This window comes from Ideonella sp. P3_A4 (assembly GCF_056403075.1).
Genome location: NZ_JBFUGE010000232.1, coordinates 1 through 9155 on the forward strand (window position 1 = coordinate 1; position 9155 = coordinate 9155).

Sequence of the window (9155 nt, forward strand, 5' to 3'; positions counted from 1 at the left end):
GCCCTACGTGCTGTACGGCAGGGACCGCTACCAGAACACCGCCACGTCGCGCCGCAATGTCGACTACTGGATCATTGGCGCCAAGATGAGCTCGGGCGCACAGTCGTTGGTCATGAACGTGATGCAGCGTGATGTGCAAACGTCACTGACGGGTGAGCGCAAGCGCTGGCAGGCCGCCTACTTGTACGACCTGTCCAAGCGGACCCAGCTGCAGGCGTTCATCGATCGCGACGGCGTCGACTCTAGCCAAAGCAACGTGGCTGTCCGGGCCTTCGGTGCCGGCATCAAGCACGACTTTTGATCAATCCTTCTGATCAACCTCATGGGACGTGGCCACGCCGCGCCGGCGGCAGGGCAATACCGACGCTGCGTGCGACGCGTTCGGCCGCGGCAATCAGCCGCTCTTTCAGCGCCGCCGGCTCGAGCACCTCGAAGTCGACATCGAACGCGAGCACCCAGTAGACGAGTTGATCGAGATCATGGGCGCCGCATTGGAGCAGGCAGCGGTCGGCATCGATCGTTTCGAGCAGGCCGTACGCGGGCGGGATGCGCCGCGCCATCACATCGCGCGGCGCATGCAGGACGATGCGCGCGCGATCGGGGTAGGGCGACACGGCCAGCGAGCGCGACACGAAGGCCTGCAGATCACCGCCATCGGGCCCGGGACGCGGCGCGAAGTGGCCGCCGATCTCGACCGGGTCCACGATGCGGTCGATGCGAAACGTGCGCCAGTCGTCGCGTGCCGGGTCCCACGCGACCAGGTACCAGCGGCTGCCCGTGTGGACGACGCCGTGCGGCTCGACCGTGCGCTCACTCGCGGCGCCGCGGATGTCGGTATAGGCGAAGCGCGCACGCAACTGGTCGCGGCAGGCGCCGGCCAGGGCGGCGAGCAGCGCGGCGTCGACGACCGGGCCGACGCGATCGAGCGGCACGATCGCGGTGCGCAGCGCGTCGGCGCGTTTGCGCAACCGCGCCGGCATCACCTGCTCGAGCTTGACGACGGCGCGCAAGGCAGTCTCCTCGATGCCGCCGACCATGCCTGAGGCCGCGGTGCGCAGCGCGATCGCGACGGCCAGCGCCTCGTYGTCGTCGAGCAGCAGCGGCGGCAGCGCCTGGCCCGGCCTGAACGCATAGCCGCCGGCGACGCCGCTGCTGGCTTCGATCGGGTAGCCGAGCTCGCGCAAGCGATCGATGTCGCGCCGCAAGGTGCGCGGGTGGATCTCGAGCCGCTCGGCGAGTTCTGCGCCGGCCCAGTGGCGGCGCGTCTGCAGCAGCGAGAGCAGGCGCAGAAGGCGCGAGGACGAAGTCAGCATGTGGACGCACTCTAGCTCTTATCGAGGGCCGAATCTGTCCGCAATGCTGCCTACAGTGGACTCGTCGTCAACACCGATCCTCAACGGCCTAAAGGAGATATCCATGTCCGCACCGAAGTCCATCGTCCTGTACTGGCACCCGATGTCGAGCGCCACGCCGATCGCCGCCGCACTGGCTGAACTCGACGTGCCGCACCAGCGCGTCAAGGTCGATATCAAGGTTGGTGAGCAACGCCGGCCCGAGTACCTGGCGCTCAACCCGAACGGCAAGGTGCCAACCTTGACCGTTGACGGTGCGCCGATGTTCGAAGCGCTCGCGATCCAGCTGTGGCTCGGCGAGCAATACGGCGTCGCCCGGGGTCTCTGGCCCGCCGCCGGCACGCCCGAGCGGCTGCAGGCCATGTCGTGGTGTACCTGGGCCTACGTGACCTACGGCGCGGTGATCGTGCGTCTGCAACTCGCAACGATGGGCGAAGAGCGGCTGCGCAGCGCCACCCATGCCGACGCGGCACGCGAGGGGCTCGACGCGTTGCTTGGCCTGCTGGACGCGAGGCTCGCCACCCAGCCGTGGATGCTCGGCGCCGAGTATTCAATGGCCGACCTGCTTGTCGCCTCGGTCATCGGCTACAGCGTCTACATCGGCGCGCCGGTGGCCAAGCATGCCCATGTGCAGGCTTGGCTGACGAAGGTGCAGGCACGGCCGGCGATGCGGGTCGAGGGCTGACGCGGCGCCGCGGGCTCACCCTGCCCAAGGCGGCGTGAGCCAAGGCGGGTGGTCGACAATCAGGTATGCCCGACACCCCGGCCGCCCCGCCAGCCCCACCTGCCAGCCAGCCCCGCAACCCGTTGCATGGTGTCCGCCTGGACGACATGCTCGAGGCGCTGGTYGCCGCCTACGGCTGGCCCGGCCTGGCCGAGCGCATCCCGGTGCGCTGCTTTGYCCTCGACCCCAGCATCGGCTCGAGCCTCAAGTTCCTGCGCCRAACGCCGTGGGCGCGAGAAAAGGTCGAAGGGCTGTATCTGTTCATGCTGCGCGAGCAGAAGCGCGCGGGGCAATGACTGGATCACCAAGCCGCCACGTTCGGCCAGGCTACGCAAGGGCTTGCCGCCAGACGCCGCACTGGATGTCGAGGACGGCAGTACCGACGCTTTTTGACTGCGTCAATGGGACGCCCACAAGCGGGTATCGCCCAGGTGCGGCTGCCCCTGACGTCGACCACTGGCCGCTGTGAGTCCGCAGTCCTACCTCGCAACACTCGGAAGGCGCGTTGCAGCGTTCACGATTGACACGTTGCTGCTCTTGCCTCTGGTCACGCTCCTCGCCGCGGCGATCGACGGCCCATCTGATGGTGAGATCGAAATGGAGATGGCGGGCGCTCTCTTGCTCTTTGTTTGCTACCACTGGGCGGGCCTGTCAAACAGAAACTTCGGCTTCGGTCGAGTCGTGACGGGCATCGCCGTGGTGTCGCTCAAGTCGGGATCAGAGTTGACACCGCTCCAATGCATCGCCAGACCGGTCGTGCGAGTGGTGATGCTTCTGACCGGTGGGGCTATCGGTTTATCGCTCCATGAACCCTTGATGCTCCTGATGCCGCTGTTGGTCGAGCTCACGCTCCTCACTTTTCATCCCTTGCGCCAAACCTTGGCCGACATGATCTGCAGGACGGCCGTGGTCAACACTCCGCCCATGCAGCCCCATCGAGCCCCGGCTGTGCCTATGTTCAGCAGCAATGACGCGGAATTTGGTCCAAAGCCGGGCAAGAATGGCGGCTGACCGCCCTCCACATCGAAACGTCAGAAGGCGACGTTCCTTGCCAGCAGGCATCACCATCAGAGCAGCCGTTCTCGAAGATTCGCAGGCGATCTTCGATGCGCACCAGGATTCGGTGCTGCATCTCTGTGCGGCGTCCTATACACCCGCGCAGCTCGACACCTGGTTCGAAGCGCGAACGCATGAAGTACACCACCCGGCCATCCAGGCTGGTCAAGTCTTCGTTGCTGAGCGCAAAGGACGGGTCCTTGGCTTCGTCGGGTTCGTTCCGGGTGAGGTCACGCTTCTGTTCGTTCGGGCGGAAGCCGCTGGCTCCGGCTTGGGCAGTAAGTTGTTCGTCCTAGCTGTCGAGTGCGCCCAGGTTGGCCATGAAGGGCCACTCACGGTTGTGGCCACGGCCAACTCGCGACCTTTCTATGAGAAGCATGGGTTCACCGTCGTGGAAGAGTCCTTCTTTGTTCGCGGCGCCTCCGAGAAGCACTTTGAGGTCTTCAAGATGAACCGCGAAACTCGCGCTCAACCTTAGCCGGCGCTCCGCCTATGGGCATGATCACGCTGGTCGCCGTATGTGTGTATGCCGGGGTCGCCGGGGTGCTGATCGTTGCGGCGGTGCTGTCGGCTGCTCGCTGTCGCGCGGTCCCGTTGTTCTGGATCCTGGCGCTGATCTGCGCAGTGGTGGGGCCGTTTGCGCTCAGCGCTCCTTTGCCGGTCAAGCACGGGGGCGACTTCGGCGCAGTCATCGGCTACCTTTTCGATATCGCCTTCACCAGGTTCAATTTGCTGTGCTTCGTCGGTGCAGTGGTGTCCGCAGGTGTGGCGTTGCTGCCTGTGGGACTGCTTCGAATTGTTTCGGCTGCCAGCTGGGGCTTTGCATCGTCGTTTGCGGTGCATTCGTTCCTCCTGTTCAGCTCATGAACTCGAGTCGAACGCGCAGCCCAGCGTCTTGGCATTTCGCGCCACTTACGCAACTAGTTTGTTGTCCTTGAAACACCTCGCAAGAGAAGCTGACAACGAAGATACGCGCACCGCAACATCCGGGCCACATTCCTATAAAAGGAGACACCCGAATGGCCTCTTCGATTCACTTCTCGTGCGCGCCCAGGCGCGTTGCCATGGCCGCCGCCATGGCCGCATGCACTGTCTTGGGGGCGGCCGCGCAGGCCGCCATCGTCATCACGCCCCTGGGCACACCGCGCATCCTGGTGCCCGACGCGCCAACCTCGAGCCGGCTCAAAACCTCGATGAGCAGCGGCAGCCCGGCTGCCACCCGGTTCAAGAATTATGTCGATGCGCAGATGAACGGCGCCGACTACTACGAGTTCGCCGGCTGGCATGCGGCGCTGATGTACCAGGTGACCGGCAAGGCGTCGTACTGTGACTACGCAGTCGACCTGACCGACGATTTCGTCAAGTCGGAAGAGGCGCTGATCAACCAGAACCAGCGCGCCACGGTGGCGGGCGACAGCTATCTCTACGTCGGCCCGACGATCGGCAATGTGTCGATGGTCTACGACTGGTGCCGTGCGCAGATGACTGCCGCCCAGCGCAGCCGCTGGGTCACCTATGCCAACCAGGCGGTGTGGAACGTGTGGAACCCCGAGCAGGCGCAGTGGGSCAACACCAAGTACCCGTGGTCGGGCTGGTCGGTCGACAACCCGTCGAACAACTACTACTACTCGTTCCTTCGCGCCACCATGCTGCTGGGCCTGGCCTCGCACGACGAGAACAGCCTGGCGCCGCAGTGGATCGACAAGTTCCGCTACGAGAAGATCCAGGACCAGCTGGTGCCGACCTTCAACCGCGACCTGACGGGCGGCGGTTCACGCGAGGGCACGGGCTACGGCACGGCGATGCGTGAGCTGTTCGACCTGTACTACCTGTGGGAGAAGTCGACCACCGACCGCATTGCCGACCTGACGCCACACACGCTGGCCTCGTTTGACAAGTTCATGCACGACATCGTGCCGACGCTGGACCGCCTGGCGCCGACCGGTGACCACGCACGCGAGTCGACCGCGGCGTTTTTCGACTACCACCGTCAGTACCTCGAGACGCTGTCGCACCTGTACCCGAGCGACCCGATGACGGGCCTGTCGAAGACGCTGCTCGCGCAGTCTTCGGTGCCGAAGATGGAGAACGGCTTCCAGTTCTGGGTCGACTATGTCTACGACCAGGCGGGCTTCACTGGGCAGCCGCTGAGCCGCCTGTACCCGGCACACTGGGGCAGCGGCACGGGGCAGTTCAGCATGCGTTCGGCCTGGGCCAAGATCGGCGCCTACGCCAACCTCATCTGCGGGCCGTACACCGAGAGCCACGCCCACCAGGACCAGGGCAGCTTCGTGATGTACCAGGGCAGCTGGCTGGCCTTCGACGAGAACATCGACACCCATTCGGGCCTGGCGCAGTACGAAGCGCCGCACAACCTGGTGCGGATCGAAAAAGACGGGAAAGAGGTGCCGCAGAGCTACAACGCCTCTTGCAAGATGCTGGCGCTGGCCGACAAGCCCGAATACGCCTACGGCCTGGCCCGCGTGACGCCGATGTACGCCGGCAAGGCCTCGGTGGTGAAGGTCGAACGCGAGTTCCTGTTCATCAAGCCAGCCACCTTTGTGGTCTTCGACCGGGTGCAGACCAGCGGCACCGGCATCCGCCGCGTGTGGACGCTGAATCTGCCGCAGAAGCCGACGATCGACGGCGACCAGCTGACGATGACGAATAGCGGCCACCAGCTCGACGTGGTGCGGCTCGCGCCCAAGGGCCTGACATCGAAGGTGCTGAACTGGCCCAAGGTCGACTCGGACATGAACGCCGGCAAGCGCGTCGACGTGGCCCACAGCACCGGCGACAGCACCCAGTTCCTCAACGTGCTGGGGGCCGACCATGCGTTCAGCGGCGCCGTGCGTTCGGACGGTGCGGACAAGACCGGTGCCGAATTCGTGCTGGCCAATGGCGACAAGGTGACCGTGCGCTTCAACAACGCCACCACCGGCGGCATGCTGTGGATTCGCGATTCGGCGGGTGCGATCAAGCTGAAGACGGCGCTGCCGACCACGGTGCAGACCCTGCCGCGGCTGGCGGACTGAAGCGACTGGTTGGACGAAGGGGAGGGCGACGCTGCGAAAATCGCGGCTGCCCGAACCTTCGTCTGCCCATGCTGCAAAAAGTCCCCGAAGCCATCGTCGGCGCGCAACTGCGCCTGAGGCGATCCACACCTGCTGATGCGCRGGCCGTCTTCGACGCGGCCGCTGACGCCGAGGTGATGCGCTACATGGACTGGCCGGCCCACCGCTCGGTGGCCGACGCGCAGGTCTACCTCGATGGCTGCGCCGCCCGCTGGGCCAGCGGTGCCGAGTACCACTGGATCATCGAAGGCCGCGCCGGCGGTCCGCTGCTGGGCTGCATGGCGTGCCGGGTCAAGGGCCATGCCGCCGACATCGGCTACTTTCTCGCCCGCTCGGCCTGGGGCCGCGGTGTGGCCACCGAGGCCGGCGCCTTGCTGATCGGCTGGCTCGAGCGCCAGCCTTCGATCCTGCGCATCTGGGCCACGACAGATATCGACAACCTGCGCTCAGCCCGAGTGCTGGAGAAGCTGGGCCTGCAGCGCGAAGGCGTGCTGCGCATGGCGACCTGGCGGCCGAACATCGGTGGGCTGCCGCGCGACACGGCGATCTACGCGCGGTGCAAGCCATGAAGGCATGCGGTCCGTCATCCGGAATCGACACCATGCCAATCCCTCCGCGATACCTCGGCTTCTGGAGCGACTTCGCCGCCACTCACCCGGCCGCGGACGAATCGCGCTTCTACGAAGCCTTCTTCTTCGGCGACAGCGAAGCGCTGGCCGATGAACTCGCCGCGCTGGTGCTGCAAGGCACCAAGCGCGCCACCACGGGTTCCGTCTGGTCATTCGAGGCGGAGGGGCGGCGCGTGCCTGCGCCCGGTGACCTCAGCATCGTCACCAACTGGGCCGGCGAGCCGCTGTGTGTCATCGAAACCCGGTTCGTCGAGATCTTGCCGTTCAATGAAGTGACGGCCGAGTTCGCAGCGGTGGAAGGCGAAGGCGACGGCTCGCTGGCGTACTGGACGCAGGGCCACCGGCGATACTTCGAACGCGAGTGCGCCCGGGCGGGCCGCGAGTTCGCCGAAGACATGATGGTCGCCTGCGAGCGCTTCGAAGTCGTCTACCAGCCGTCGTCCAACGAGGCGGCCCGATCCTGAAACCGTTCAAGCCACCACCGATGAAATCACCCGATCTCGCGATACCGATCCTGCCAGGCCGGTCCTTGGCCGACACCCTTGCCTTCTATGCGCGTCTCGGTTTCGAGGGGCAGATCGTCGGTGACGCGTATGCCATCGTCACGCGGGGCGACCTCGAGATCCACTTCTTCGCGCACCCTGAAGTGGAGGCCGCCACGTCTCATGCGGGCTGCTACCTCCGGGTCGCCGATGTCGATGCCATCTACAAGGCATTCATGACGGCCGGCCTGCCGTCGCGGGGCATCCCTCGCATGGATGTGCTGGAAGACAAGCCCTGGGGAATGAGGGAGTTCGCGGTCGTCGACGAAGACGGCAATCTTCTTCGTGTCGGTCAGGAGCTCTGAGCGCGAGGCTCCTACGCCCTCAGCCGTTCCAGCCCCTCCATCCGAAACTCTGCCAACCTCTCGGCATAGGGATCGAGCGCGTCCTCCGGCCTGCCCAATGGCAGCCCGACCACCACTGCAAATCGCGCCGGCGTCACCTGACCGTGCAGCATCAGCTCGTCGACCAGCGCGAGCAGTGCGCCGCGATGCGTTTCGATCAACTTCGTGGCGCGTGCGTGCTCGTCCTGCAGCAGCGCTTCGATCGGCGCGTTGCTGGCTTCCACGTCGGTGCAGAGGTTGTCGTCGCTGTTGGTGGACACGTCGCTGCGGCCGATGCGCGCGCCATGGCCATAGTGGCGCAGCATGCGGGCAGCCGATTCGGTGGCCTTGCGCAGGTCATTCTCGGCACCGCTGGAGCTCAGCTCGGGCCCGAAGACGAGCAGCTCAGCGGCGCGGCCGGCGAGGCTGGTGCAGATGGAGTCGAGCAGGTTGCGGCGCGACCAGACCTTGCGCGAGGTGTAGGCGTTGTAGCCGCCCTCGAAGCTGGCCACGTGGATCTTGATCTCCTGCGGCGCGCGGCCGAAGAGCAGGGCGTGGACCAGGCCGTGGCCGGCCTCGTGCACGGCCAGCAGCGCGCGGAAGTCGGCGTTGTTGCGTTGGCGCAGGCGGCTGATCTCGAAGGGCGCGGCAATGGCGTGCGACTGGCCGCGCCAATGGGCGATCAGGCTGCAGCCATCGGCCGTGAGGCCCACGCTTTCGCCGGTTTCAGCGCCGCGCTCGAGCGCCCACAGCGCCGCCTTGGCCAGGCCGGTGCCGAGGATGGCGTGCAGCGATGAAAACAGCGGCCGCGTGCCCTGGGCCGGGAAGACGGCGTTCGCATAGATCTGCTCGCGCACGCTGGCGGCCAGCTCGAAGCGCAGGCCGCAGCGCGTTGCAGTCTCGCTGRCATAGCGTGCGCAGTTCTGCTCGATCAGCTGCTCGTACGCACGCCGCGAGAGGGAAGGGTAGATCACATGCTCGTTGCCCAGCCGAGCCACCTGTTCGGGCTTGAAGCGCTTGTTGAGCGCCTGCTTGACGTCGATGACGCTCAACTTGCCGGTCAGCGAGTGGAAGATGTCGGCATCGCTGTCGCAGTCGTCCACGCTGGTGGCGAGATCCGTGTACATCTCGTCGAGGTTGCCGCAGACGAAGACGAGCAGGCGGCTGTAGTCAGTCTCCCATTGCTGCTGGCCGCTCTCGCGGAAGGCGCGCAGGCGATCCTGGATCTGCTCGGGCGACCAGGACATGATCTCCATCAGTGGCTCGTCGAGCTTGAGGTTGCGTTGCAGCTCCTGTGCCTCCCAGCTGCGCAGCTTGAAGCGCCGCTTGGCATCGTCGGCATCGGCGCGTTCGGCGTCGAAGGCGGCCTCGGCGATGGACGATTCGATGTCACCCAACAGCGAGAGCGCGGGCGGCAGGCGGCCGTCGGAGAGCAGGGCCCAGACGTCCTGGTAG

General features: G+C 65.8%; 11 protein-coding genes and 1 pseudogene. 10 read left to right on the forward strand and 2 right to left on the reverse strand.

Annotated features, from left to right (window positions below):
* A pseudogene (locus tag AC1DYI_RS19255) lies at window positions 1-301 on the forward strand (porin); the annotation flags it as partial.
* 19 nt (window positions 302-320) lie between these two features.
* Here AC1DYI_RS19255 and AC1DYI_RS19260 read toward each other — a convergent pair.
* Window positions 321-1313 carry a helix-turn-helix transcriptional regulator gene (locus AC1DYI_RS19260; protein WP_477205740.1) on the reverse strand — a complete coding sequence of 331 codons (993 nt, stop codon included), beginning with the start codon at window positions 1311-1313 and terminating at the stop codon, window positions 321-323.
* Window positions 1314-1416: 103 nt separating this feature from the next.
* Here AC1DYI_RS19260 and AC1DYI_RS19265 point away from each other — a divergent pair, with 103 nt between their 5' ends.
* From AC1DYI_RS19265 to AC1DYI_RS19305, 9 genes are all read left to right on the forward strand, one after another.
* The gene (locus AC1DYI_RS19265) at window positions 1417-2037 is read left to right on the forward strand and encodes a glutathione S-transferase family protein (RefSeq protein ID WP_477205741.1); all 621 of its coding nucleotides are present in this window, start codon (window positions 1417-1419) and stop codon (window positions 2035-2037) included.
* Between the two features lie 65 nt (window positions 2038-2102).
* Window positions 2103-2372 carry a VF530 family protein gene (locus AC1DYI_RS19270; protein WP_477205742.1) on the forward strand — a complete coding sequence of 90 codons (270 nt, stop codon included), beginning with the start codon at window positions 2103-2105 and terminating at the stop codon, window positions 2370-2372.
* A 169-nt stretch (window positions 2373-2541) separates the two neighbouring features.
* Window positions 2542-3087, forward strand: a complete 546-nt coding sequence (locus AC1DYI_RS19275) for an RDD family protein (protein ID WP_477205743.1) — start codon at window positions 2542-2544, stop codon at window positions 3085-3087.
* Window positions 3088-3124: 37 nt separating this feature from the next.
* Window positions 3125-3610 carry an N-acetyltransferase family protein gene (locus AC1DYI_RS19280; protein ID WP_477205744.1) on the forward strand — a complete coding sequence of 162 codons (486 nt, stop codon included), beginning with the start codon at window positions 3125-3127 and terminating at the stop codon, window positions 3608-3610.
* Between the two features lie 20 nt (window positions 3611-3630).
* Window positions 3631-3999, forward strand: a complete 369-nt coding sequence (locus tag AC1DYI_RS19285) for a hypothetical protein (protein ID WP_477205745.1) — start codon at window positions 3631-3633, stop codon at window positions 3997-3999.
* A 152-nt stretch (window positions 4000-4151) separates the two neighbouring features.
* Window positions 4152-6167: a heparinase II/III family protein gene (locus AC1DYI_RS19290; RefSeq protein WP_477205746.1), complete on the forward strand. Its 2016-nt coding sequence runs from the start codon at window positions 4152-4154 to the stop codon at window positions 6165-6167.
* A gap of 68 nt (window positions 6168-6235) precedes the next feature.
* Window positions 6236-6775 carry a GNAT family N-acetyltransferase gene (locus AC1DYI_RS19295; RefSeq protein ID WP_477205747.1) on the forward strand — a complete coding sequence of 180 codons (540 nt, stop codon included), beginning with the start codon at window positions 6236-6238 and terminating at the stop codon, window positions 6773-6775.
* A gap of 32 nt (window positions 6776-6807) precedes the next feature.
* Window positions 6808-7299, forward strand: coding sequence for an ASCH domain-containing protein (locus tag AC1DYI_RS19300; RefSeq protein WP_477205748.1), 492 nt, complete (start codon window positions 6808-6810; stop codon window positions 7297-7299).
* A gap of 20 nt (window positions 7300-7319) precedes the next feature.
* Window positions 7320-7682: a bleomycin resistance protein gene (locus AC1DYI_RS19305; RefSeq protein WP_477205749.1), complete on the forward strand. Its 363-nt coding sequence runs from the start codon at window positions 7320-7322 to the stop codon at window positions 7680-7682.
* 11 nt (window positions 7683-7693) lie between these two features.
* Here the strand turns inward: AC1DYI_RS19305 and AC1DYI_RS19310 are convergent.
* A partial coding sequence (locus AC1DYI_RS19310) for a M41 family metallopeptidase (RefSeq protein WP_477205750.1) occupies window positions 7694-9155 on the reverse strand: 1462 nt, incomplete at its 5' end.

Coding starts and splice junctions, on each gene's coding strand:
- AC1DYI_RS19265 (WP_477205741.1), top strand. CDS start 1,417: ATGTCCGCACCGAAGTCCATCGTCCTGTACTGGCACCCGATGTCGAGC.
- AC1DYI_RS19285 (WP_477205745.1), top strand. CDS start 3,631: ATGATCACGCTGGTCGCCGTATGTGTGTATGCCGGGGTCGCCGGGGTG.
- AC1DYI_RS19300 (WP_477205748.1), top strand. CDS start 6,808: ATGCCAATCCCTCCGCGATACCTCGGCTTCTGGAGCGACTTCGCCGCC.
- AC1DYI_RS19305 (WP_477205749.1), top strand. CDS start 7,320: ATGAAATCACCCGATCTCGCGATACCGATCCTGCCAGGCCGGTCCTTG.